The organism is Citrobacter sedlakii NBRC 105722 (assembly GCF_000759835.1).
GTDB lineage: Bacteria > Pseudomonadota > Gammaproteobacteria > Enterobacterales > Enterobacteriaceae > Citrobacter_A > Citrobacter_A sedlakii.
In genome coordinates this window covers 45990-70165 of record NZ_BBNB01000006.1, presented here as the reverse complement: position 1 = coordinate 70165, position 24176 = coordinate 45990, and the positions used below count along the sequence as shown (strand labels likewise).

Sequence of the window (24176 nt, the reverse complement as noted above, 5' to 3'; positions counted from 1 at the left end):
TCACAACTCCGGGGTTAAATGAGCAAGAATTTGTTTTGCCTGAGTGGTCAGGCGATTACGGGAAAACATGAGCTGCAGGCGGCCTCCGCCAACCTGATGCCAGAGCACGGCGGCGCGAATCCCTGCCAGCAGCGAGGCGCGCACTTTGGCCTGCACCTGCGGGCTTTGCAGTACGGCGGGGGAACCCGTCACCTGAATACGCGGTCCCAGCGGGCTGATGACGTCGACATAAATGCCGGCCATGGCGCTCATCAGCGTTTCCGATTGAAGATCGAAGTGTTCCAGCTGGCGCTGCAGGCCATTAATACGATCGCCCAGGGTATCCAGCGCGCCTTTGGCGGCGGAGAGTTTGCGCTCCAGCACCATCAGGCTCAGGGTATAGCGGGTTAGCTCTGCGTTTAGCCCCTGGCGACTGCTGGCGTTGAGCACGCCGAGCAGGGTCTCCAGGCCGAGACGCAGATTGGCTTCGCTACCGCCGAACACCCCCAGCGTTGAGCTGGGGTTCATATCAATGACGCTGTTCAGTGAGACGTGGAGCGCATCGGCATCACAATGTCCCTGGTGCGCCAGTTGTTGCACCAGGCGTGCCGACTGGCAAATACCTGCCAGGGCGAGGGTGATGTCATAGTAATTTTTTGCCACGTTCACTGCTTCCTTGTATTTAAGAGGTAAAAATTAGACCGGCAACGGCAGGCGCTGTTCGATAATGCCGCCGCCGAGGCACACTTCGCCACGGTAAAAGACCGCCGACTGGCCCGGCGTGACCGCGGCAACCGGTTCGTCAAAGATCACTTCGATGCGTTCGTCATCCAGCGCGTTCACGGTGCACGGAATGTCAGTCTGGCGATAGCGTGTTTTCACCGTGCAGCGCATTGTGCCGGTGAACGGCTCGCGATCGACCCAGTGCAACTGTTGCGCCACCAGGCCGACGGACATCAGGCGCGGGTGTTCATGGCCCTGCGCGACAACCAGGACGTTGTTCTCAACGTCTTTATCGACCACGTACCAGGGATCGTCGGTCCCTTCTTTGGTGCCGCCGATGCCGAGTCCTTTACGTTGCCCCAGCGTGTGATACATCAACCCCTGGTGCTGGCCAATCTCTTCGCCGTCTACGGTAACGATTTTACCCGGCTGTGCCGGCAGGTAACGGCCAAGAAACTCGCGGAACTTACGTTCGCCGATAAAACAGATGCCGGTGGAGTCTTTTTTCTTTGCCGTCACCAGGCCCAGATCTTCGGCTATTTTACGCACCTGCGGCTTGGCCAGTTCGCCTACCGGGAACAGGCTTTGCGCGATTTGTTCATGGCTGAGGGTATACAGGAAGTAGCTCTGGTCTTTATTGCCGTCGAGCCCGCGCAGCAGACGGCTTTTGCCGTCCACATCAGCGCGGCGCACGTAGTGGCCGGTGGCGATAAAGTCAGCGCCTAAATCTTCTGCGGCGAATTCGAGGAACGCTTTAAACTTGATCTCTTTATTGCACAGAATATCCGGGTTTGGCGTACGTCCGGCTCTGTACTCCTCAAGGAACAGCTCAAAGACGTTATCCCAGTATTCTGCGGCAAAGTTAACGGTGTGCAGTTCAATGCCGAGCTTATCGCAGACGGCCTGCGCGTCAGCCAGATCGGCCGCCGCGGTGCAGTATTCCTCACCGTCGTCTTCCTCCCAGTTCTTCATGAACAGGCCTTCTACCTGATAACCCTGTTGTTGCAACAGCCAGGCGGAAACGGAAGAGTCGACACCGCCGGACATCCCGACGATCACTTTTTTTGGGCTTTCTGACATTGGAATACTCACGACATTGAACTTCAAGGCGGCGTATTCTATCACGCACCCCTTTTAGTTGACACCCTCAGTAAACGGCCAGTTAAATTCACCGACCATGTCCAGTGGATAACGCTCTGGCCGCTGATAGCTGCGAATACTTTCGGCCACCAGCGGCGAACGCAGGTTCGGGGCGCGAAGAATCTCTTCTGCGCTGACCCAGCGGCAGCAATCGATATCGCTGTCATGCGGTTCAGTGTCGCACATATTGGCAAGTTCAATAGAGAACAGAAAGCGGAGAAAGGGCGTTTTGTCGGGCGCAATCCATTGATGCATACGAATGAAGTATTGAGGTTGCGCCTTAATCCCGGTTTCTTCCCACAGCTCGCGCGCCGCCGCTTGCACCAGCGTTTCGTCGGCTTCCAGATGTCCGGCAGGCTGATTCCACAACGCTTTGCCGTTTATCGTTTCTTCGACCACTAAAAATTTGTCTTCTGCATGGACGATGCAGGCAACCGTGACGTGTGGTTTGAACATACTTTATCCTTTATTTGCATTGGTGACGTCTCGCCATTCGCCGTTAGCGAGATTATCCAGCGTGTAATCCCCCATGGCATAGCGAATCAGACGCAGCGTCGGAAACCCGACGTGCGCGGTCATACGCCGCACCTGCCGGTTACGCCCTTCATATAAGGTGATCTTCAGCCAGCGGGTGGGGATGGTTTTCCGCTCACGAATCGGCGGGTTGCGCGGCCACAGCCAGTCAGGCTCCGCGACAAGTTCGACGCCGGCGGGCAGGGTGGGGCCATCGTTCAGCGTGACGCCATCGCGCAGCGCGTTCAGCGCTTGCGCCGTAGGGTCGCCTTCAACCTGCACAAAATAGATTTTGCCGGTGCGTTTGCCCGGCTGCGTCAGGCGCGCCTGTAGCGCGCCGTCGTTGGTCAGCACCAGCAGTCCTTCGCTGTCCCGGTCCAGACGGCCTGCGGCATAAATCCCCTGTACGGGGATAAAATCTTTTAAGGTGCGCCGTCCGGCCTCGTCAGTAAATTGTGGCAAAACATCGTAAGGTTTATTGAATAAAACCACGCGTTTTGGCTGGTTTTCTTTGCGCCGCTTAGTGGCTTGTCGCGAGCTGAATCGCTCAACCCGGTGATTTCTAAAAGAAGTTTTCTGCATGGTATTTTCAGATTATAGCAATTGCCGCATTATAGCCTAATCACGAGCGTCTTTCATGGCGGCGAACATTAGGGTAGTATTGACATGCTCATTACAAAACATTAACAAAAAATTGCTCTAACGCATTCGTGCAGCAGGACGCAATGGCACATGCAGCGCGATGACAGACGAGCAAACCAGAAGCGCTCGAAGGAGAGGTGAATGGAAAGCAAAGTAGTTGTTCCGGCGGAAGGTAAGAAGATCACCCTGCAAAACGGCAAACTCAACGTTCCTGAGAATCCGATTATCCCGTTTATCGAAGGCGACGGTATCGGTGTTGATGTAACCCCTGCCATGCTCAAAGTGGTCGATGCCGCGGTCGAGAAAGCCTATAAAGGTGAGCGTAAAATCTCCTGGATGGAAATTTACACCGGTGAAAAATCCACCCAGGTTTATGGTCAGGACGTCTGGCTGCCCCCTGAAACCCTGGATCTGATTCGTGAATACCGCGTGGCGATTAAAGGCCCGCTGACTACCCCGGTTGGTGGCGGTATCCGCTCTCTGAACGTTGCGCTGCGTCAGGAACTTGACCTGTACGTTTGCCTGCGTCCGGTGCGTTATTACCAGGGCACCCCAAGCCCGGTTAAACACCCGGAACTGACCGACATGGTTATCTTCCGTGAAAACTCTGAAGACATCTACGCAGGTATTGAATGGAAAGCGGACTCAGCGGACGCTGAGAAAGTGATTAAATTCCTGCGCGAAGAGATGGGCGTGAAAAAAATCCGCTTCCCTGAGCACTGCGGTATCGGTATCAAGCCGTGTTCTGAAGAAGGAACCAAACGTCTGGTGCGCGCGGCAATCGAGTACGCGATCACTAACGATCGTGACTCCGTGACCCTGGTCCATAAAGGCAACATCATGAAGTTCACCGAAGGCGCGTTTAAAGACTGGGGTTACCAGCTGGCGCGCGATGAGTTCGGCGGCGAGCTGATCGATGGCGGTCCGTGGGTGAAAATCAAGAACCCGAACACCGGCAAAGAGATTGTCATTAAAGACGTCATTGCCGATGCGTTCCTGCAACAAATCCTGCTGCGTCCGGCGGAATACGACGTTATCGCCTGTATGAACCTGAACGGCGACTATATTTCCGATGCGCTGGCTGCGCAGGTTGGCGGCATCGGTATCGCCCCGGGCGCGAACATTGGCGACGAGTGCGCGCTGTTTGAAGCGACTCACGGCACCGCGCCGAAGTACGCAGGTCAGGATAAAGTGAACCCGGGCTCCATCATCCTTTCTGCTGAAATGATGCTGCGCCACATGCAGTGGTTCGAAGCCGCAGACCTGATTGTTAAAGGCATGGAAGGGGCGATCGCCGCGAAGACCGTGACCTATGACTTCGAACGTCTGATGGAAGGCGCTAAGCTGCTGAAATGTTCAGAGTTTGGTGACGCGATCATCGCCAATATGTAATTCAGATTCTGGGTTACACCATAACGGGAGCCAGTGGTTCCCGTTTTTTATTTTTCCGATAACGTCTGCCAGGTATAGACTGACTGCGGGCTGTTAGCGAATGGCTAATGATGCACCACGGTTTTTCCTGGGCGAAAGGTGTTAATACAGATTACGAAAGATAAACATTCGCTGCTGAAGGGCCATGCAGACCGTTTATTCGACAAAACTCAACGCGTAACCCAGGGGTCAGTACTTCTGAATCGCGAAGGCTGAGTGCGGAAATGTGAAGCTGAACATCTTTGCGGCCATCGGAGGGGCTGATTAGACCTTTACCGCTTTTGCAGTCAAAGGTTTTGACAATTCCTGTCATTTTACGGGACAAACAAATTCCTTAATGCTAATTACAGGGTGCACTATACACGTGCTTAAAGAGAACGCCAGAGTTATTTTCTGGCTATAAGGATATCCGGATGGCTAAAATAAACATTGCTTAACGGATACGTCCATGCGTTAATGACATCATCGGTTTAAGAACAAACGATCTATAAAGTTGTTTACTCAAGCAGTTCTCATTTCAGGTATATTCTCTTTGTCCCTTCTTTGAGTCTTCCCACTATTCACTTCGTCGTTTCTGTAAAAACCTGTACGCCGGAAGGCCCAAATTAAGGTATCGATCATGTCAATTAAAAAGACAGGCTTAGTAAAAGAATTCAACGCTGAAAAAGGTTTCGGCTTTATTGCTCCGGCTGATGGCAGCAAAGATGTGTTTGTCCCTTCTTCTGCAATACAGAGCGACAATTTTAAAACGTTAAATGAGGATCAGGACGTCGAATTTAGCGTAGACCAAGGCCCCAGAGGCCCGCACTTTAAGGTGACCGTTATGACTCCTCATATCCACTTCAGATGTCCATGTTGTCATGGTTCTCAGTACAGAACCTCTGCTTTTGATGTTACCGAGAAAAACCCTTTCGGCGCAAAATGCATTTTTTGCAAATCTGTCATGGTGACATTTGACAATATTACACAGTACATTCGTTCCGGTCAGACACCGGTAGACTACCGAAAATAATTGAGGCTCCGCCGGGAGCCTTTTTGCATTTTTATTTCCCTTCCTTTTTGTGATGAAAAGCGGCTAATCAGGATTATGGTACTCAAGTCGGTATCCCTCCGGACACCTCTGCGCGCAGGGTGGCATTTGTTATCAGCGAGCCGGAAGATGTCGGTGTGAAAGAGGTTATTTTCCGTCCGACGACACAGGCGCTGTAAACGGCGTCTTCACATTTTACGCTACCTTACTTTCTGGAATTAATAAGAGCGAGAGCCAAAAGGTTCTCGTTTTTTATTGTCGCGAATACGGTATAAGCAACATAATTCGAGAAATGTTGCTGTGTTAATAAGGAATTTCCGTATTATTTTGCCTTGTTGCGCAGGTCACGGTTTACTATTGGTTTACATTATCTGTGTTTAGATGGACGCGTTTGATTTAAGCCTGTCATTGGTTTTTATTCCCTCCCGTGCGTGATTATGCGCAGCAGGTCAATTGTCTTTTAATGAAAGGATACGTCTGGTTTACTGTTATTATATCAGGTTTTGCCGTGGCGTCCCTGAAGTGAGAAATGAAATGAACACACAAGGATGGTCAGCAAATACCTCCGCAAGCACTCTTATTCATCATGTTGTTGCCTCTACGCTGGCCTGCGGTTTTGCGGTGTTGTCGCCCGCTGTCGGGGCGGTATCATTAATTCCTGTAGAAACAGAAACGACGAATGAGCGTTGTAATATTAACTGCCTCATTTCTGGCGAGACAGTAATATACAATGGAGATGCTGTCGTAAAAAATATTGTTGTCGAAATGTCTGTTCCGCAAAAAATTAGTGGTGTTTTAGAATTACAGGATAACGCCACGTCTTACGGTACGGTTCTTAACGATAAAGGTTTTGAAAATGTCAGAGATAACGCCGTTGCCAGGGGGACGATTATCAACAGCAATGGTACGCAAAACGTTTATTCTGAAGCGGTGGATACCGTTGTTCAGGGGAGCGGCGGACGCCAGTATGGTTATGAAAATGCGCTAATCACCGGCACTCAGCTCAATAACGGCGGGCAGCAATGGCTCAAGGATAACGCGCATGCAAAAAACACAACGATAGAGGAAGGCTCTTCACAATACCTGAGTGACAGCGCGCGGGTGACAGACACCACGATTAATCACGGCGCGCAGTATATTTCTGGCTTAAATGCGGTTGCAGAAGGTACAACCCTTAACGGAACGGCTCGTCAGCAGCTTACCGGTGGTTTGGCGGTGAATACCACTCTCAACGGAAACAGTGTTCAGACGCTTCAATTCCAGACCTGGGCGCCGGGCTTCGTGGAAAATACGATACTGAATGATAACAGCGTTCAGTATGTTTACTTTTCCGCCTCCACGGCGAAAAAAACGCAGCTTAATGATACGTCGCGCCAGTATATTTATTTCGGCTCGCAGGCCGAAGACACGCATATTAACGGCGGCCATCAGATCGTTTATAGCGAAGGTTATGCGGACAGAACGAGGATTGACGCCGGGATCCAGTCGGTGTCGAATAATGCCATTATTAATGACACCACAATCAATGGCGGTCGTTCTTATTTATATGATGGCGCACGCGCGACCGGTTTTATGAATGTCGGGCAGGCGGGAGGCGTCTATATGGATGCCGGTGCAGTAGCCGATAACATCACGCTAGCCGGTACGCTGTACATTACCGACATTGATAACGACACCGCGGATCTGGACCCGGCTTATGTCGGCAATCTCACTCTCCAGGGAGGAAACGTAAGTTTTCTGCTCGACAGTGACGGCGAATATGCGGCTCTGACCATTGATAATCTTAGCGGCTCAGGTCACTTTTTATTTAACTCATCGCTGGCTAAAAAGAACGCGAATTTTGTCGAGATAGGTCAGGGCGCTGGCAGCTTTACTATCATGGTTTTTGACTCGGGGCATGAAATCGCCGACGACAGGGACCTTACGGTGAATCTTATTCACGATCAACGCGGTGAAGCGGAATTTTCTCTGGTGAGCGCTAATTATCATCGCTCAGCCGCGATTGATGGCGGTACGTATCTTTATACGCTGTATCATCAACAGAATAAGGATGGCTACAGCGGCAATGTCTGGTATCTCGGCGCGATGACCGATGGCAATGAAGGTAACGAAGGCGATGAAGATAATGAAGATAACGAGGGCAACGAGGGCGACGGCGGCAGCGAAGGAGATAATGGGAATAACAATGGCAATGGCGGCGGTTCGCTGATTACGACCCCCTCTACGGATGCAGTCCTGAGCCTGGCGACCGTCGGCCTGAATGTTATGCGTTCAGAAATGGACGGCCTGCGCAGTTACCGTAATCACTCAGGCCGTGAGCGAAAGGCGGGCGAGGGGAATGTCCGGGGCCATTATCTGGGTAAAAAGAGCCACGTTTCGGTCAGTAGCGGTGCTGAATATACGCTGCACCAAAACGGTTTGGAACTGGGCGGAGACCGAATGGCGGAATATCAGGATGGAACGCTTGTCAGCGGCGCGTTTATCACGCTGACCAAAAATCATGTCCTGCACGCCCGGGGCGGAAAAAGCCATGTGGACAGTTACGGTATTGGCGGCTACGCCACCTGGTATCATCACAACGGCGTTTATATTGATGGCGTGGTTAAAGCGAATAGATTAAATAATAACCTCAGGGTGCGTATGACCAATGGCGGTAATGCAACGGGAGAATGGCATCAATATGGTCTGAGCGCCGCGACTGAAAGCGGAATACTTTTCCAGCCGGATGATACCATCACCGTTGAGCCATTTTTTCGCCTTACCGGGACGCAAATTAATGATGCGGATATTCGTTTGTCAAACGGGATGAGGGCGAAGACAGGCGCGGCGCGTTCTCTTATTGCCGGGATGGGTATACGCACGGGAGGCCATTTTTCCTGCCATGACACTGTTATTGCGCCATACATTCAGGTTGAGGTTGAACAGGAATTAGCAAAATCGAATCGCACGGTAATCAATAATGTGAATCGTTTTGATAATAATCTTAACGGTACCTCCGGTAAGTATGGCCTGGGTCTGTCTGCCGACGTAACTCGCACCGCCACGCTGTATGGTGAAATGAATTACCGACAGGGTCGCCATATTGAGGAACCCATTCAGGGTGTTGTTGGGATACGGATGCGCTTTTGATTTGCTATCGGCGCGCAAATAATAAGCAAACAGTGAATTAAAGGCGTTTCAAAAGGACTTTAGCTCTTGCAGGGTTAATTTGAGTTATGTATTATTCAGCCCGTTATCACTGATGAGTAAATTCTCAATCAGATAATGATAAACGGCTAACCGCCATTAGCTCATCTGGAAGAGCGAACGACTTTTGTTGTAGGGAACGGGGTTCGAGGCCTCGATGGCGGCCCAAATTTTAAAGGCCTGGACATTTGTCCGGGCCTTTTTCTTTTGTCAGACCAGCAGGTGAATACTGTTCACGACGGGCTTATTTTTTCGCATCTTTATAAATGTCGGCGACCGCTTCAAAATTCGGGCCATGCTGACGGGCAGCGACGATGTGATAATATTTGGCGCCTTTTTCATCCGTCAGTTTCGACAGTTCTTCACGCAGATCGCTTGGTGAGGAGATGGCTCCGCCGCTCTGCGAAACGTTTACCGTCCCCACTTTTTCCAGTTTAAAATGATCAACTTCTTCTTTTGAAACCTGGTCAGCGGCAATGGCGCTGAAAGAGAAGGCTGAGACAAGCAGTGTGGTAGCGAAAGCAATTTTTTTCATATCGCGCATCCTTGTTAGGTTGATTGGTGAGAGTGAATTCACACATTTTTTAGTGTAGACCAATTTTCCAGCGAAGCGCTGTTTTCCGCACAGACACCGTCAGGTGTCTGCGCAGGGTTCTGTTCAGAGAAATTACTTTCCTTCCGTCACAATTTTCGCCGCCGCGGCCAGGACATCTTTACGCCATTTCGCATCCTGCCGTGGCTGTGTGAAATAGGTTACCAGCACCAGCGGGGCGCGGTCTTCCGGCCAGATCACCGCAATGTCATTCGTGGTGCCGTAATCACCCGCCCCGGTTTTATCGCCCACCACCCAGCGTGCAGGAAGGCCGGCACGAATGCTCTGGCCCCCGGTGGTGTTGCCTTTCAGCCAGTCGACAAGCTGCGCGCGCTGGGGACCTGCCAGCGCGTCGCCCAGCGTGAGTTTACGCAGACTTTTGGCCATGGCCAGCGGCGATGTTGTGTCGCGCTCATCGTCGGGAATGGCGGTGTTTAATTCCGGCTCTTTGCGATCGAGACGAAACGTCGTGTCGCCAATGGAACGTGCAAACGCCGTGACGTTGCCGGGGCCGCCAAGATGCGCCAGCAGTTTATTCATGGCGGTATTATCGCTGTACTGTAACGTCGCTGCGCTTAGCTCAGCTAATGTCATCGTATTACCCACATATTTCTCTGTTACGGGATTCCAGTTGGTCAGATCGGCTTTTTTAATGGTCATTTTTTGCTGCAAAATACCGTCATGGGTTTCACTCTGTTTTAATACCGCGGCGGCGGTCATGACCTTACTGGTGCTGCACATCGCAAAACGCTCGTCTGCGCGGTACAGCACCTGCGAATTATCCGCGGTATTAATCAGCGCCACGCCCAGGCGTCCGCCAGATTGCTTTTCCAGCGCCGCCAGCTTTTTCTGAACCTGCTGCACGTCTGACGTCGCCTGCGCATGCAGTGAAGTGCTACTAAAAATGAAGGGCATAACAGCGGCAGCGATAAATACCGTCTGGCGAAACCGTTCTTTAAGCATACAAAACCTTCTTAATCGTCAATGAATGGGTAAATAAGGACACTTTTGTTTTTGGTGCAGAAATATCCAGGCCAGAGACATCAATAAAAATAAAATGTTTCCCGGTTGCCGGCGTGATGCACTATCTCCATTCAGCGCTTGCTTAACAAGCGAGAAGAATTTACCCTGGACAAAAGAAAATCTTATGAGTCTTTTCGATGCGTTCTCATCTTCCTCTCAATGCGCTACGCGCCTTTGAAGCTTCCGCCCGTCATTTGAGCTTTACGCGCGCCGCGCTTGAACTTTGCGTAACGCAGGCGGCGGTCAGCCAACAGGTACGAATACTTGAAGATCGCCTGAACCGGGTGCTGTTCAAGCGTCTGCCCAGAGGGCTGGAGATGACGGATGAAGCGCAGGCGCTGTTTGCGGTGCTGACCGATGCGTTTGGGCAAATCGACACCATTTTTCGCCAGTTTGAAGGAGGAGAATACCGTGAGGTGCTCACCGTCGCGGCGGTTGGGACTTTCGCTGTTGGCTGGCTGCTACCGCGCATTGAACAATTCCGGCAAGCGCATCCGTTTGTCGATCTGCGTTTGCGCACCAATAACAACGTGGTAAACCTGGCCGCAGAAGGGCTGGATTTCGCCATCCGCTTTGGTAGCGGTCAGTGGCCCGCCACCCATAACGAAATGCTGTGCGAGGCGCCGCTGACGGTGCTTTGTTCGCCCGATACCGCGCAACGACTGTCGCATCCCGCCGATCTCCTGCAAGAGAATCTTTTACGCTCTTACCGGGCAGATGAATGGGATACCTGGTTTGCGGCCGCAGGGGTTAGCGCTGAGCGAATCAATGGCGCAATGTTCGACTCATCGCGCCTGATGGTTGAAACGGTCATCCAGAGCGGCGGCGCGGCACTGGTTCCGGCAAAAATGTTCAGCCGTGAGCTGGCGAGCGGGCAGCTTGTGCGTCCTTTTGCTAATGAAGTCGATATGGGCAGCTACTGGCTCACGCACCTGAAATCGAAGCCAGTGACCCCGGCAATGGAAATCTTTCGGGACTGGATTGTAAAGGCCGAATAAACGGGAGCCAGCGGACTCCCGTTCGGGGATCAGCGTACCACTAACACCGGGCAGTGCGCGTGGCGAACCACGGCCGCAGCGGTTGAGCCCAGCAGATAGGTTGAGATGCCTGGCTGGTGCGAGGCAATAATCACCAGATCGGCGCTCACCGCCTCCGCCACCTTCAGGATTTGATCTTTAGGTGGACCATACACCACGTGCGTTTGCACTCTGCCTTCAGGGATAGTGAATTGCTTCACGATCTCTTCCAGCTTCTGCAAGGCTTTGGCCTGTAAACCGTTCCTGTCCGGTAATTCACCGGAGTAGGCAAGCCCCATGGAAGCATAGAAGGGGACTGACGGGATCACCGCCAGGAAGTGGACTTTTGCCGCTTTGGTGTGCGCCTCAACCTGGGGGATGAGTTGGCGGGTCAGATCGGATTCAGAGATATCAATTGGAACCAGAACAGAACGATACATAGTATTACCTCCTGTTTTTTATGTCCGCCTCCATCATACCGAATTCGGTTTTTGTAGAAAAAGTGACCCGATCAAAGTTCTGGACAACGGGGCGTGGAATATGTGATTGCCGACACGAAATGGAAAAGGATTCTGCTATTCGGAAAAAAGTGAATGCGCCTTACCGCCTGGCGAGGTGGGAAATTTTGTGCAGACTTATCTACTCCTCTGACAAAAATAAGGAGTGAGTTATGCAGCAAGAACACCGTGAATGTATTGATATGTGTTATGCGTGTGCGGCAGCATGCGATCACTGTGCTGCGTCATGCCTGAATGAACAAGATATCGATATGATGAGAGCGTGTATCCGTCTGGATACCCAGTGTGCCGCAATGTGCCGTCTGGCGGCGCAATTTATGGCCCTGGACAGCGATTATCTCAGTCAGGCGTGTCGTCTTTGCGTGGACCTGTGCAAGGCCTGCGCCGAGGAATGTGCCCGACATGAGCACCAACACTGTCAGGCGTGCGCCCAGGCCTGCAATGCGTGCGCCGACGCCTGCCTGAAGATGGCTGCCTGACAGCCTCCTGCCATTGGCCACCCGCGCGGTGGCCGTTGATTTTCGGCCTGCTTTTCCTCGTTGTTTTCATCGGGACAGTTGAATATCTTCTTTTGTTATAATATAACATTGCATCTTTATGGATGAACTGAGGGTGCAATTGTGGTTATTCGTTTTAAAAAACTATCGCTGTTTCTGGGAATGCTGCTGGCGAGCGGTTATGCCTTCGCACACGGTCACCATTCACATGGCGCTCCGCTGACAGAGGTGGAACAGAAAGCGGCAGAAGGCGTATTCGACGATAAAAACGTTCGGGACAGGGCGTTGACCGACTGGGACGGTATGTGGCAATCCGTTTACCCGTATCTGGTCAGCGGCGAACTGGATCCGGTGTTTACGCAGAAAGCAGAGAAAGATAAGCGTAAATCAGCAGAGGAAATAAAAGCGTATTACCGCAAAGGATATGCAACGGATGTCGAAACGATCGGTATTGAAAACGGCGTGATGGAGTTCCATACCGGCGATCAGGTCGCCTCCTGTAAATATGACTATGCTGGACACAAGATCCTCACCTATACCTCGGGTAAGAAAGGCGTCCGTTATCTGTTTGAGTGCAAAGAGGCGAACAGCAACGCGCCGAAATATGTGCAGTTTAGCGATCATATCATCGCTCCGCGCAAGTCGAGCCATTTCCATATCTTTATGGGCAATACCTCACAGCAGGCGCTGCTGGAAGAGATGGATAACTGGCCAACCTATTATCCTTACCAGCTTAAGGCCCAGGCCGTGGTGGATGAAATGCTGCATCATTAAATCCTGTGAACCCGTCGCATGCCGACGGGTTTTCAGTTGGCGCTTTTATAATCATTCGAATGAGCCGTACAAAATTTTTTTCTCCCCGTAAATAAATAAAATCAACATGCTGCAGTTTAACGCCCGCCAACACGCGCTGTTCGCCGCTTGATCTCGCCTTTGTTTAAATCTACTGTATATAAATACAGTAAATATATGGATGTGTGATGATGATGTTCTACAGACCCGTTGACTTGCGCCAGATTGTAACGACTCCGCTTTTTGCCGATATCGTTCAGTGCGGATTTCCCTCTCCCGCGCAAGATTATGTGGAACAACGGATCGACCTTAACGAACTGCTTATTCAGCATCCCAGTTCAACCTATTTTGTCCGCGCCGCTGGCGACTCGATGATTGAGGGCGGTATTGGCGACGGGGATTTGCTGGTGGTGGACAGCGCGCTTCAGGCGACGCACGGTGACATTGTGATTGCGGCAGTTGAAGGGGAGTTTACGGTAAAGCAGCTACAGCTGCGGCCCACGGTGCAGTTAAACCCGATGAACAGCGCCTGGTCGCCTATCCGCGTGAGCAGTGAGGATACGCTGGATATTTTCGGCGTGGTTACGCACATCATCAAAGCGACAAAGTAATCATGTTTGCGCTGGTGGATGTGAATTCCTTTTACGCATCCTGCGAAACCGCCTTCCGGCCGGATCTGAAAGGTAAGCCAGTGGCCGTGTTATCAAACAACGATGGTTGCGTCATCGCCCGAAGCGCAGAAGCAAAGCGGCTGGGCGTGAAAATGGGCGATCCCTACTTTAAGCAAAAAGATCTGTTTCGTCGCTATGGCGTCGTCTGCTTCAGCAGCAACTACGAACTGTACGCCGATATGTCTAACCGGGTAATGACCACGCTGGAAGAGCTGACGCCGCGCGTGGAAATATACAGTATCGATGAAGCGTTTTGCGATCTGACGGGGGTACGCCATTGCCGGGATCTGACCGATTTCGGCATGGAGATTCGCCGCACGCTGCTGCAGCGCACGCATCTGCTGGTTGGTGTCGGGATCGCCCCAACCAAGACGCTGGCGAAGCTGGCGAACCACGCGGCAAAGCAGTGGCCGCAGACAGGCGGGGTGGTGGATCTGTCGAACGTGGATCGCCAGAGAAAGCTAATGGCGTTAATGCCGGTCAGCGAGGTGTGGGGCATTGGGCGGCGCATTGCGAAAAAGCTGGAAACGATGGGCATCGAAAACGTACTGCAGTTGGCGGAGACGGATATTCGCTTCATCAGGAAAAATTTCAGCGTGGTGCTTGAAAGAACGGTGCGCGAGTTGCGCGGCGAACCGTGTCTGGCGCTGGAGGAGTTTTCAGCCGCCCGGCAGGAGATTATCTGTTCCCGCTCTTTTGGCGAGCGGGTGAGTGACTACGAGCAGATGCGTCAGGCCATTTGCAGCCACGCCACGCGCGCGGCGGAAAAGCTTCGCGCGGAGCATCAATACTGTCGGCATATTTCCGCCTTTGTGAAAACCAGTCCGTTTGCGGAAAATGAAAAATATTACGGCAATTATGGCTCGGTCGAATTGTTGACGCCAACGCATGACAGCCGGGACATTATTAACGCGGCGATCCGCTGTCTGGACGCGATCTGGCGTGACGGTCACCGTTATCAAAAAGCGGGTGTGATGCTTGGCGACTTTTTCAGCCAGGGCGTGGCGCAGCTTAATCTGTTTGACGATAACGCACCCCGTCCGGGCAGTGAAAAGTTGATGAGCGTGCTGGATAAGCTTAATGCGCAAGAGGGAAGGGGAACGCTCTATTTTGCCGGGCAAGGCACCACCCAGCAGTGGCAAATGAAACGGGAGATGCTCTCTCCCCGCTACACTACGCGCGTATCGGATCTGCTGGTCGTCAGATAAAACACCCGCCAACGCGGAACCTCCGTTTAAGGGATTTCCCTTTCCATCATCAGGTGCATTGGTTAGCATATTGTTTCGCAGCTAAGCGTATGTGTTGTTTCAGGAAGAGGTTAACGTGTTTGCAGAGTATGGCGTACTGAATTACTGGACCTATCTGGTGGGGGCGATTTTTATTGTATTAGTGCCGGGGCCGAATACGATATTTGTTTTAAAAAACAGCGTCGGGCGAGGGATAAAGGGCGGCTATCTTGCCGCGAGCGGTGTGTTTATTGGCGATGCGGTGCTGATGTTTTTAGCCTATGCGGGCGTTGCGACGCTGATTAAAACCACGCCGGTGCTGTTTAATATCGTGCGGTATCTCGGTGCGTTTTATCTGCTTTATCTTGGCGCGAAGATCCTCTGGTCCACGCTTAAATCAAAGGGCAGTGGGGCCTCTGAAGACGCCGTGCCTTTCGGTGCGATTTTTAAACGCGCGCTCGTACTGAGCCTGACCAATCCAAAAGCGATTCTTTTCTACGTCTCCTTTTTTGTGCAGTTTATTGATGTTAACGCGCCGCACGCGGGACTGTCATTTTTCATTCTGGCGGCCACGCTGGAAGTGGTGAGCTTTTGCTATCTGACTTTCCTGATCCTCTCCGGCGCGTTTGTCACCCAGTACATCCGCACAAAAAAGAAACTGGCGAAGGTGGGAAATTCACTGATCGGCCTGATTTTCGTCGGATTCGCGGCACGACTGGCAACGCTGCAATCGTAAATCTGTTAGCCCGCTATACAGCGGGCTTTTTTGTATCGGAAGCGCAGAGAAACAGTGAGCCATAGCGGTTCACTTTTAAATAAACTCGTGTAAAATCCGTGCTTTATATTTTATTGGCAGGGTAATGGATGAAATATCGTTCAGATATTGACGGCATCAGGGCGATTGCCGTATTGCTGGTGGTGCTATTTCACGCCGGGTTTACAGTATTCGCATCCGGTTTTATTGGGGTTGATATTTTCTTCGTTATTTCTGGCTTCCTCATTGCCTCGATAATCAAAGACAGAATGGATGCGGGTAAATTTAGCTTTAGCGACTTTTACCTACGCAGGCTATGGCGCTTGCAGCCTGCTATGCTGGCGATGATGGCTTTTTGTTTCGTCCTGGCTTCGGTATTCTGGTTACCTGAAGATTACGCACCTTTTCTTAAAAGCATAAAACAGACCTTACTGATCGTCTCAAACCGCTATTTTGGTGATGAAACGACCGCGTATGCAGCGCCTGACTCGAACGCGATGTTATTGCTTCATACCTGGTCACTGTCTATTGAGTGGCAATGGTATCTTTTTTTTCCGATTATTTATTATTTTTTCCGTAAGAAAACAAATGAGCGAACGATTAAGTACGGCTCGCTGCTGATAACGGTAGTGGGTATCGCAATTACTTGGCATTATACGTCTGCACAGCCGACGAAAACCTATTATTTTTTCGCTTCCCGGTTCTTTGAATTTATGCTTGGTGTCTGCGTATGTATTTATCTGCCATTGGCAAAGAGAGTAAATATAGTTGCGCTTAATATTATTTCACTGCTTGCGATTTTTGTTATTTTTACTATCAGCTTCAGAACGGATGTCATTCTGGGTTATCCCAACGTTTATACGCTGGCGGTTTGTCTCAGTACAGCAATAGTGATTTTTAGCGGCTCCCGGGAAAATATCCTAATCAATAATTGCTTATCATTCTCCCCTCTCGTATGGCTCGGTAAAATCTCGTATTCACTGTATCTTTTCCACTGGCCTATTTTCGCGACATTGCACTATATAGGGATTACCCATGTCTATGCCCGACTGGCAGGCCTGTGTTTGTCTATTCTTTTAGCGGTGGGATCATACTATTTTGTTGAAAAACCCTATAGAAAGCCCCGGCAGTCTTTGAAAAAAACGCTGATTATCTTGCTGGTCGCGCCACTGCTCGCCATTATCGTTTTGATCCCTGTCAGCAAGCATTTTGATGGTTTTAGTTATCTCCGGTTTGGTGAGACGCTTCATCATATCAATAGCGTTCTGAAAGAGACAAAGTTAAAACAGCGGCAGGACTGTATGAATGCGAATGTATCAGGAACCGATATGGCGTGTGTGGTAGGGGATAAAACGTCTTCAGAACGTGCGATACTGATGGGCGATTCGCATTCCAATCAGTACTGGAATTTTTTTGATGTCATGGGAAAAAATGCAAAAGTTGCTGTGGATATGAAAGCGACTTCGTTGTGTCTGGCGATTCCGGACGTATACCATGATGATTTATATACTTATAAAGGCGATCATTATCAGATTTGCCACGAAAACGTCGAAAAATATTATGACGCTATTCGAAGCCATAAGTATAAATACGTCATCATTTCTCAGGTATGGGAAAACTATGCGGCGTTCAGGGTGAGAGATCATATTAATGATACCCCATCACAAACTGAGTCCATAAATATTGTGACCCGCGCGACCGGGCAGGCTGTACAAGCCATTATCGATGCTGGCGCGCAGCCGATTCTTGTGAAAAGCATGTTCCCGATGCCGGAAAATTATCTGACTTGTTTCTATGAGCATTTTAAAACACGGGGCGAGTATGAACATCAATCCTGTAATCCGCAGCCGCAAATCAATCCGGCGGTGTGGACAGAAAAAATGTACGCAACGCTGCAGGCAAAGTTTCCATCTCTGATCGTTATCGATCCAAAAAGGGTGCAATGCCCTGACGGAATCTGCAAAACAGAAATTAACGGGATCCCGTTGTACCGTGACGTTGGGCATCTGAACGATTACGCCACTAAAAAGTTAGCAGAGAGCTGGCTGAAACAATACGGCAATCCGCTCATCCCGCCGGGTAGATGATATCATGGGGCGAGGCGCACAAGTAGGCGTGTCGCCCCGACAGTGGAAAAGAAGCATGTGCCCCTTTTGGTGTATTTAAAATGCCAGTTATGAGGCGTAACCTTTCTGGAACAGCGGGTTAAACACAACCGCATCTATCGACTGGATGAGGGAAGAACATGCTTCAGATTCCACAAAACCATATCCATACGCGCTCCACGCCGTTCTGGAATAAAGAGACCGCGCCTGCCGGAATTTTCGAACGCCACCTTGATAAAGGAACCCGACCGGGGGTGTATCCCCGCCTGTCGGTGATGCAGGGGGCGGTCAAATATCTCGGCTATGCCGATGAACACAGTCCGGAACCGGAAAAAGTGATGATCATCGAAGCCGGTCAGTTTGGTGTTTTTCCACCTGAAAAGTGGCACAACATCGAAGTGATGACCGATGACACCTATTTCAATATCGATTTTTTCGTCGCGCCGGAGGTTCTGCTGGAAAGCGCAAACCAACGAAAAGTCATTCATACCGGGAAGAAATAATCATGGGAAAAGCAACCTATACCGTCAGCGTGACGAATAACAGCAATGGTGTGTCTGTCGATTATGAAACCGATGCGCCGATGACCCTGCTGGTGCCGGAAGTGGCCGCTGAGGTGGTCAAAGATCTGGTGAATACGGTTCGTTCATACGATACGGAAAACGAGCACGACGTCTGCGGCTGGTAAGACCGTCGGAAATAACAACCGTACTGCATACAGGCGATGCAGTACGGTTTTTTTTGTCTTTTCGCAATGTTTGACACATCACAGAAATGAATTGAAACGAAACCTTAAGAAAACCTTAAGTTCACCGCATGGATTGCTAAGGTAAGAATATTCGTAAAATTTATGATCGGGTAACAGAACCTTAACAGAACTGATACCCATGAAACTTGACGCACGTTTTTCCTCCACAACCGGCTTTCTTACGCTAGCTGCCGTCGCGATCCCGTTCACCGCAAACTGGCATTTGCCGCTTTTTCATGGCGCGCTTGTCGCGTGGGTTGAGAACGGACAGGCGCTATGGCTACTGTTTGGCGCGTTGTTCACCGCCTGGTATATCCGACCGCTTTCCCGACCTGAAGGCGCGAAACAGTTCTGGTTATGGGCGGTGGTCTGGTGGGTAGTGCTGCTGGGGCGAAGCACCAGTTGGGGACGCGATTATTTTCCTGACGAACCCAGAATACTGTTTCGGGGGATCTCGGTCATACTGATTGCCGCGCTGGTGTTACCGGTTTGCCTGTCTGCTTCACTGCGCCGGGAGATTGCGCGTCGTCTGCGTGAGGAACCGCTTCCCGTGTGGCTGTTTGCGCTGACAGCCTGTTCGTTTTTGATTTCGGATACTGTCGAACATCACCGTCTGCTGGCTCCGCTCTTTTTGCACGACGTCAACTATACCGATTTGATTGAAGAGTTGTATGAATTGCCCTTTATGGCAGGGCTGTTTTTTATCACGCTGGGATTTATGCGGAAGGATAAACGGCGGGAAGCGCGCGTGCTGTCGCTGGGCGAGCCGCAGCACGTCGGCTATTGAACGCGGCCTGAACCCGCACTGCGGGTTCAGGTGCAAACGCTGTCAGGCGATCGCCTCACACAGTCGCATTTTCATCTCGCTGTAGGTCTGCGCGGCGTATCGTTCAGCCCACTGTTGATCGGTAATTTTTTCTACCTTCACCGCGCAATACTTGGTTTCCGGCGTTTTTGAGATAGGGTCGAGGTTGTCCTGCGTCAGTTCGTTGCATGCGCCAATCCACCACTGGTAGGTCATATACACCGTGCCGCGGTTAATGCGCTCTGAGACATCGGCCCGGCTGATCACTTTGCCGCGTCGCGAACTGACCCACACCAGATCGCGATGGCGGATCCCCAGTTCCTGTGCGTCCTGGGCGGCAATCTGCACATAGCCCGGCTCATCGGCAAGCGCCTGAAGCGCCGCACAGTTCCCGGTCATCGAGCGGCAGGAATAGTGACCCACTTCGCGTACCGTACAGAGCACCATCGGGTACGTCTCATCCGGAATTTCCGCAGGCGCGCGCCACGGTGCGGCAAACAGCTTGCCTTTGCCGTCTGGCGTGTCAAAGCGACTGTTGGCGTACAAATAGGGCGTTCCGGGATGATCGAGGTCCGGGCAGGGCCATTGTACGTGTCCCATTTCACCCATTTTTTCGTACGTTACGCCATAGAACAGCGGACACAGTTCGCGCATCTCATCCCAGATTTGCTGATTGTTGTCATAATGCATGGGATACCCCATTTCGCTGGCCAGCAGGCTGATAATTTCCCAGTCGCGCTTCACGTCACCGGTCGGTTCAATGGCTTTTTCAAAACGTTGAAAGCCGCGGTCAGCACAGGTGAATACGCCGCCGTGTTCGCCCCAGGAGGTTGCCGGTAAAATGACGTCGGCCATCTCTGCGGTCTTGGTCATGAAAATATCCTGTACCACGACAAAATCCAGCGCCTCGAAGCCTTTGCGAACCAGGCTCAAATCAGCTTCTGTTTGCAGCGGATCCTCTCCCATGATGTAGTAGGCTTTGATATTACCTTCCAGCGCCAGATGCGGTACTTCGGTGATGCGCGTCCCGACGCGTTCGTCCATCCGCTCAGGATTGATACCCCAGGCATGGGCGAACTTCTGACGAATAACCGGATCGGTCACGCTCTGGTACCCCGGGAACAGATTAGGTAACACGCCCATATCACAGGCACCCTGAACGTTATTCTGTCCGCGCACCGGTCCGACGCCGACGTAAGGGCGCCCCAGATTACCGGTCAACAAAGCGAGGCTGGATAACCCCCGCACCACGTCAACCGCCTGGCCGAACTGCGTCACGCCCATTCCCCACATCACGGTTGCCGAAGGGGCGGCGGCAAAGGTGCGCATTGCCTGGCGCACCTGCAAAGCCGGAACGCCAGTCAGATGTTCCACGGCTTCAGGGGAATAGTCTTTCACCGTCTGCCAGTAGGCATCCAGGCCCTCTGTATGCTGCTGCACATACGCTTTGTCGTATAACTGCTCGTCAATCAGCACGTAGCCAAAGGCGTTAACCAGCGCCATATTGCACCCGTTTTTAAGCTGCAGATGCTGATCGGCAATGCGGGCAGTTTCAATACGGCGAGGATCGCAGACGATAATTTTTGCGCCATTCTGACGCGCTTTAATGACCCGGCGCGCCACGATAGGGTGAGAGTCCGCACAGTTATAGCCAAAGATCAGCAGGCATTTGGAATGTTCAATATCGCTAATGGCGTTACTCATTGCGCCATTGCCCAGGGTTTCCTGAAGTCCGGCGACGGAAGGACCGTGGCATACGCGGGCGCAACAATCCACATTGTTGGTATGAAGAACCGCACGGGCGAATTTCTGCATGACATAATTGGTTTCATTCCCCGTCCCGCGGGAAGAACCGGTCGTCATAATGGCGCGTGGACCAAAGGTATCGCGGATAGCCAGCAAACGATGCGCGGTGTAGCGGATGGCTTCATCCCAACTGACCGGGGTAAATTTAGCGCCTTTTTCATAGCGGATCATGGGGCGAGTCAGACGGGGCGTCAGCAGGCGGGTATCGTTCAGGAAGTCCCAACCATAGTAACCTTTCAGGCAGAGCTGGTTCTGGTTGGTCACACCCTCAGCCGCTTCGGCGCGGATGATTTTGTTATTTTCAACAACAAGCTTGAGCTTGCACCCGGCCCCGCAGTAGGGGCACACACTGGTGATTTTTTTCATCAATAACAGACCTGTTAAATGCTGAAATAGCGCGAATTGTAGAGGAAGCGTCAGCACTGTCGCCGACGCTTCGGATTGTCATTATGACGCATGGCGATAAGCATAATGCGTGCCAGAATGAAGAAACCCGCAGTGGCGCGGTTCTGGAACAGGAAGGGGGAGGAAATGACAGCCCGTTCGACATAAATGACGAGGCAACGTCAAAAAAAAGCCCGCACAGAGGCGGGCAAGAAATACTGGAAGCAATGTGAGCAATGTCGTACTGAATACCTGAGCTTTTTGCTCAACTATTCAGTAATGAGAAAGATAATCTTTATCATTTGAATATGCAACCCCAACTTTTGTAGGAGAACAACGCAGGGTAAATAAAGTGATTTTCATCACAAATTTCAATTTCCTGATGATGTGCTATGCTTTTTAACGGCGACTAAACCGCTAACGTAAAAACATAAGTGAGGAAAAAATGGGCATTCTTTCATGGATTATTTTTGGTCTTATTGCAGGTATTCTGGCGAAGTGGATTATGCCTGGTAAGGATGGTGGTGGTTTCTTCATGACGATCATTCTGGGGATCGTCGGCGCCGTCGTCGGCGGCTGGATCAGCACGCTTTTGGGCTTCGGGAAAGTGGACGGCTTTAACTTCGGCAGCTTCGCGGTCGCGGTAATCGGCGCGATTGTCGTGCTGGTTATCTACAGAAAAATCAAAAGCTAAACGGTAAAATTTGCAGACAAAAGGCTACCTCAGGGTGGCCTTTGTCATTTAGACCAGCGTCACCACCAGCCTAACGCGGTTCCCAGCACAGCGACCATCGCTACGGCGATCATTATTAGGGTTGTTTTTTCATGAATTATGCTCCCGGCGCGGCATAGCCGCCGATAAAAAACCACGCCAGAAAAACCACGGCCGTAATAAAAATGACGACGGGAAACAGAATGCCCAGTCTCATGCGATCACCTGTCAGAAGTATGCAAAGAACCGCAAGGATAACAGGGGTTAATGAGTGACAAAAGAGAATGTCCGCACGCTTTTAACGACGACGCAGGAAAACATGGTGACCGGAAGGCAGTCGCGGTACGCTAGTGCGCTATCACCGTTAACGGAGGGAATATGAAATCACTGCTTATCGCGCTGTCATGCGCCTGTTTATTATCAGCCTGTACGACGGCATCGCAACCTGATGCGCCAAAGCCACCGAAGGTGGGGATGGCAAACCCTGCGGCGGTCTATTGTGAGCAAAAAGGCGGGACGTTAGTGCCGGTGCAAAGCCCGCAGGGCGTGCGCTCCGATTGCAAACTGCCGGGCGGCGAAGTCATTGACGAATGGGAACTGTGGCGTCGCGATCATCCGCAATCCACGAAGTGACAACAGGGGCCTGGCAGGCTATCATCTCTCGGATTAGTCTTAATCTACAGTACAAGAGCGTAACGAGAGAAGTATGTTCCAGTTAAAGCCAGGCACGCTGGCGATGATTATTGGCGCGAAAACGTCCGCCGGACGTTGCAATATTGGCAAGTCGGTAGAACTGTTTCACCTGTGTCAACCGGGCGAGGTGTTTATCAACCCGGTAAATGGCTTTACGACCATGCTGCCAAAAGAGACGCCGCGGGCGCTCTGGCTGGTGACAGGCGATGTGGTTGCCGCGAATGGGCAGCAGGGGTTTGCCTGGGTACGTGCGGAGCACCTGATGCCACTGTTACCCGACGCGCAGCCTGATGCAGTCAATGCCCGCGAATCACAGCTCGCGTAGCCAGTCCGCCAGCACAAGGGCGTGATTCTGTTCGTCGTTTTTGGCCGCGTACAGTAACGTCAGCGTTTGCTGACGGGCAATCTTCGCCAGCCGTTCCCCTTCCTGGCGCTCGGCGGCGAGTTCCGCACGATACAGCCCGGCAAAGTGCGTAAAATCAATCGTTGCGGCATGAAGCATCTTACGCAGTTCGGTCGACGGGGTAAGCGTTTTGACCCATTCATCAAAAGCGAGATCCGCTTTTTTGATGCCCCGCGGCCACAAGCGATCCACCAGCACGCGGTAACCGTCGCGTTGTTCTGCGGGTTCATAAACGCGCTTACACTGAATTTTCATGTTTATCTCTCTCTTCAATCCAGGCGCAAAAGTCAGCTAACTGCTGGTCGGAAAAAACGGTAATGCCGTGCTGACGCAGCAGCGCGGTAGCGACCCCCATGCCGGGATGACGTTTGCCGCTAAACGTGCCGTCGTAAATAAACTGGCTGCCGCAGGTGGGGCTGCCATCGGTAAGTAACGCGACAACACATCCGGCTTCCTGCGCGGCGCGAAGGGCAAGCCAGGCGGCAAGTTGATAATGCGCGGTGGCATCGTTGCCGGTCTTTTCGTGTACTTTTGCGCGCCCTTGCATGACTGCATCGCCATTGGCAAAGACAATTTCTGCCGGTGGGCGGGGTACCGGCATGCCAGCGGCCAGTTCGGGGCAATGAACGACCAGACGTTGTTCTTCCTGCAGACGCGAAAGCACTGCGTTTAAATGGGTTTTCTCGCTACCGTTATAGCGAACCTTAAACCCCATCAGGCATGCGCTAATCAGTATTTTACTTTTCATCATGATTCAGGCGTCAAAACGAAAAAAACGTTACCACTA

28 protein-coding genes, 1 tRNA gene and 1 pseudogene are annotated in these 24176 nt (G+C 51.6%); 18 read left to right on the top strand and 12 right to left on the bottom strand.

The features are described 5' to 3' along the window. The 4 genes from hflD to rluE are packed head-to-tail and all read right to left on the bottom strand — an operon-like array spanning position 1 to position 2937. The gene (hflD, locus tag CSE01S_RS10140; protein ID WP_042287747.1) at positions 1 to 642 is read right to left on the bottom strand and encodes a high frequency lysogenization protein HflD; all 642 of its coding nucleotides are present in this window, start codon (positions 640 to 642) and stop codon (positions 1 to 3) included. A 33-nt stretch (positions 643 to 675) separates the two neighbouring features. Further along, positions 676 to 1782, bottom strand: coding sequence for a tRNA 2-thiouridine(34) synthase MnmA (mnmA, locus tag CSE01S_RS10135; protein ID WP_042287639.1), 1107 nt, complete (start codon positions 1780 to 1782; stop codon positions 676 to 678). Positions 1783 to 1836: 54 nt separating this feature from the next. Further along, the gene (locus CSE01S_RS10130; RefSeq protein WP_042287638.1) at positions 1837 to 2298 is read right to left on the bottom strand and encodes an NUDIX domain-containing protein; all 462 of its coding nucleotides are present in this window, start codon (positions 2296 to 2298) and stop codon (positions 1837 to 1839) included. Between the two features lie 3 nt (positions 2299 to 2301). Further along, a complete protein-coding gene (rluE, locus tag CSE01S_RS10125) occupies positions 2302 to 2937 on the bottom strand; it encodes a 23S rRNA pseudouridine(2457) synthase RluE (RefSeq protein WP_042287637.1) in 636 nt (211 codons plus the stop codon). Between the two features lie 201 nt (positions 2938 to 3138). On the opposite strand from rluE, the gene icd reads away from it, so the two are divergent. Then, positions 3139 to 4389: an NADP-dependent isocitrate dehydrogenase gene (gene icd / locus CSE01S_RS10120; RefSeq protein WP_042287636.1), complete on the top strand. Its 1251-nt coding sequence runs from the start codon at positions 3139 to 3141 to the stop codon at positions 4387 to 4389. A 151-nt stretch (positions 4390 to 4540) separates the two neighbouring features. On the opposite strand, the gene cspF is transcribed toward icd, so the two are convergent. After that, entirely contained in the window at positions 4541 to 4753 is a 213-nt protein-coding gene (gene cspF / locus CSE01S_RS10115; protein WP_042287635.1) for a cold shock-like protein CspF, read from the bottom strand. A 294-nt stretch (positions 4754 to 5047) separates the two neighbouring features. Between cspF and CSE01S_RS23375 the strand changes: the two are divergent. From CSE01S_RS23375 to CSE01S_RS10095, 4 genes and pseudogenes are all read left to right on the top strand, one after another. Further along, positions 5048 to 5233, top strand: a pseudogene (locus tag CSE01S_RS23375) (cold shock domain-containing protein); the annotation flags it as partial. Positions 5234 to 5251: 18 nt separating this feature from the next. Beyond that, positions 5252 to 5440: a cold shock small protein YmcF gene (gene ymcF, locus CSE01S_RS23370; protein ID WP_042287743.1), complete on the top strand. Its 189-nt coding sequence runs from the start codon at positions 5252 to 5254 to the stop codon at positions 5438 to 5440. 783 nt (positions 5441 to 6223) lie between these two features. After that, complete coding sequence (locus CSE01S_RS10100) at positions 6224 to 8587, top strand: autotransporter outer membrane beta-barrel domain-containing protein (protein WP_042287634.1); 2364 nt, start codon at positions 6224 to 6226, stop codon at positions 8585 to 8587. Between the two features lie 150 nt (positions 8588 to 8737). Further along, positions 8738 to 8812, top strand: a tRNA-OTHER gene (locus CSE01S_RS10095). Between the two features lie 76 nt (positions 8813 to 8888). On the opposite strand, the gene CSE01S_RS10090 is transcribed toward CSE01S_RS10095, so the two are convergent. Together CSE01S_RS10090 and blaSED are read right to left on the bottom strand one after the other, a co-directional pair. After that, positions 8889 to 9179, bottom strand: a complete 291-nt coding sequence (locus tag CSE01S_RS10090; RefSeq protein WP_042287633.1) for a YdgH/BhsA/McbA family protein — start codon at positions 9177 to 9179, stop codon at positions 8889 to 8891. A gap of 132 nt (positions 9180 to 9311) precedes the next feature. After that, positions 9312 to 10199: an SED family class A beta-lactamase gene (blaSED, locus tag CSE01S_RS10085; protein ID WP_042287632.1), complete on the bottom strand. Its 888-nt coding sequence runs from the start codon at positions 10197 to 10199 to the stop codon at positions 9312 to 9314. A gap of 197 nt (positions 10200 to 10396) precedes the next feature. Here blaSED and sedR point away from each other — a divergent pair, with 197 nt between their 5' ends. After that, complete coding sequence (gene sedR, locus CSE01S_RS10080) at positions 10397 to 11257, top strand: beta-lactamase transcriptional regulator SedR (RefSeq protein ID WP_042287631.1); 861 nt, start codon at positions 10397 to 10399, stop codon at positions 11255 to 11257. A 29-nt stretch (positions 11258 to 11286) separates the two neighbouring features. Here sedR and uspF read toward each other — a convergent pair whose 3' ends face one another. Continuing rightward, positions 11287 to 11715, bottom strand: coding sequence for a universal stress protein UspF (gene uspF, locus CSE01S_RS10075; protein ID WP_042287629.1), 429 nt, complete (start codon positions 11713 to 11715; stop codon positions 11287 to 11289). A 230-nt stretch (positions 11716 to 11945) separates the two neighbouring features. Between uspF and CSE01S_RS10070 the strand changes: the two genes are divergently transcribed. From CSE01S_RS10070 to CSE01S_RS10030, 9 genes are all read left to right on the top strand, one after another. Next, entirely contained in the window at positions 11946 to 12272 is a 327-nt protein-coding gene (locus CSE01S_RS10070; RefSeq protein ID WP_042287626.1) for a four-helix bundle copper-binding protein, read from the top strand. 141 nt (positions 12273 to 12413) lie between these two features. Beyond that, on the top strand, positions 12414 to 13064 hold the full coding sequence (zinT, locus tag CSE01S_RS10065; protein WP_042287624.1) for a metal-binding protein ZinT: 651 nt from the start codon (positions 12414 to 12416) through the stop codon (positions 13062 to 13064). A 209-nt stretch (positions 13065 to 13273) separates the two neighbouring features. Further along, positions 13274 to 13693: a translesion error-prone DNA polymerase V autoproteolytic subunit gene (locus CSE01S_RS10060; protein WP_042287741.1), complete on the top strand. Its 420-nt coding sequence runs from the start codon at positions 13274 to 13276 to the stop codon at positions 13691 to 13693. 2 nt (positions 13694 to 13695) lie between these two features. Beyond that, positions 13696 to 14961, top strand: coding sequence for a Y-family DNA polymerase (locus CSE01S_RS10055; RefSeq protein WP_042287622.1), 1266 nt, complete (start codon positions 13696 to 13698; stop codon positions 14959 to 14961). A gap of 115 nt (positions 14962 to 15076) precedes the next feature. Next, positions 15077 to 15715, top strand: a complete 639-nt coding sequence (leuE, locus tag CSE01S_RS10050) for a leucine efflux protein LeuE (RefSeq protein ID WP_042287620.1) — start codon at positions 15077 to 15079, stop codon at positions 15713 to 15715. 128 nt (positions 15716 to 15843) lie between these two features. Continuing rightward, the gene (locus CSE01S_RS10045) at positions 15844 to 17820 is read left to right on the top strand and encodes an acyltransferase family protein (RefSeq protein ID WP_042287617.1); all 1977 of its coding nucleotides are present in this window, start codon (positions 15844 to 15846) and stop codon (positions 17818 to 17820) included. Positions 17821 to 17978: 158 nt separating this feature from the next. After that, positions 17979 to 18341: a DUF1971 domain-containing protein YeaR gene (gene yeaR, locus CSE01S_RS10040; protein WP_042287615.1), complete on the top strand. Its 363-nt coding sequence runs from the start codon at positions 17979 to 17981 to the stop codon at positions 18339 to 18341. 2 nt (positions 18342 to 18343) lie between these two features. Then, entirely contained in the window at positions 18344 to 18526 is a 183-nt protein-coding gene (locus CSE01S_RS10035) for a DUF1869 domain-containing protein (protein WP_042287613.1), read from the top strand. A gap of 199 nt (positions 18527 to 18725) precedes the next feature. Beyond that, positions 18726 to 19373, top strand: coding sequence for a hypothetical protein (locus tag CSE01S_RS10030; protein WP_042287611.1), 648 nt, complete (start codon positions 18726 to 18728; stop codon positions 19371 to 19373). 42 nt (positions 19374 to 19415) lie between these two features. On the opposite strand, the gene fdhF is transcribed toward CSE01S_RS10030, so the two are convergent. Continuing rightward, positions 19416 to 21563, bottom strand: a complete 2148-nt coding sequence (fdhF, locus tag CSE01S_RS10025; protein ID WP_042287609.1) for a formate dehydrogenase subunit alpha — start codon at positions 21561 to 21563, stop codon at positions 19416 to 19418. 463 nt (positions 21564 to 22026) lie between these two features. Between fdhF and CSE01S_RS10020 the strand changes: the two genes are divergently transcribed. After that, the gene (locus tag CSE01S_RS10020; RefSeq protein WP_042287607.1) at positions 22027 to 22275 is read left to right on the top strand and encodes a GlsB/YeaQ/YmgE family stress response membrane protein; all 249 of its coding nucleotides are present in this window, start codon (positions 22027 to 22029) and stop codon (positions 22273 to 22275) included. 136 nt (positions 22276 to 22411) lie between these two features. Here the strand turns inward: CSE01S_RS10020 and CSE01S_RS23065 are convergent, their stop codons facing one another. Beyond that, positions 22412 to 22510: a YoaK family small membrane protein gene (locus tag CSE01S_RS23065; RefSeq protein WP_042287604.1), complete on the bottom strand. Its 99-nt coding sequence runs from the start codon at positions 22508 to 22510 to the stop codon at positions 22412 to 22414. Between the two features lie 161 nt (positions 22511 to 22671). Here CSE01S_RS23065 and CSE01S_RS10010 point away from each other — a divergent pair, with 161 nt between their 5' ends. Beyond that, complete coding sequence (locus tag CSE01S_RS10010; protein ID WP_042287602.1) at positions 22672 to 22926, top strand: putative hemolysin; 255 nt, start codon at positions 22672 to 22674, stop codon at positions 22924 to 22926. A gap of 73 nt (positions 22927 to 22999) precedes the next feature. Continuing rightward, positions 23000 to 23311 carry a hypothetical protein gene (locus tag CSE01S_RS10005; protein ID WP_042287599.1) on the top strand — a complete coding sequence of 104 codons (312 nt, stop codon included), beginning with the start codon at positions 23000 to 23002 and terminating at the stop codon, positions 23309 to 23311. Here the strand turns inward: CSE01S_RS10005 and CSE01S_RS10000 are convergent. Together CSE01S_RS10000 and CSE01S_RS09995 are read right to left on the bottom strand one after the other, a co-directional pair. Beyond that, positions 23297 to 23644, bottom strand: coding sequence for a DUF488 domain-containing protein (locus CSE01S_RS10000; RefSeq protein WP_042287596.1), 348 nt, complete (start codon positions 23642 to 23644; stop codon positions 23297 to 23299). The two genes, CSE01S_RS10005 and CSE01S_RS10000, sit on opposite strands and share 15 nt — an antisense overlap. After that, on the bottom strand, positions 23628 to 24137 hold the full coding sequence (locus CSE01S_RS09995) for a 2-thiouracil desulfurase family protein (protein ID WP_042287593.1): 510 nt from the start codon (positions 24135 to 24137) through the stop codon (positions 23628 to 23630). Before CSE01S_RS09995 ends, CSE01S_RS10000 begins: the two co-directional genes overlap by 17 nt. Positions 24138 to 24176 lie beyond the last annotated feature (39 nt).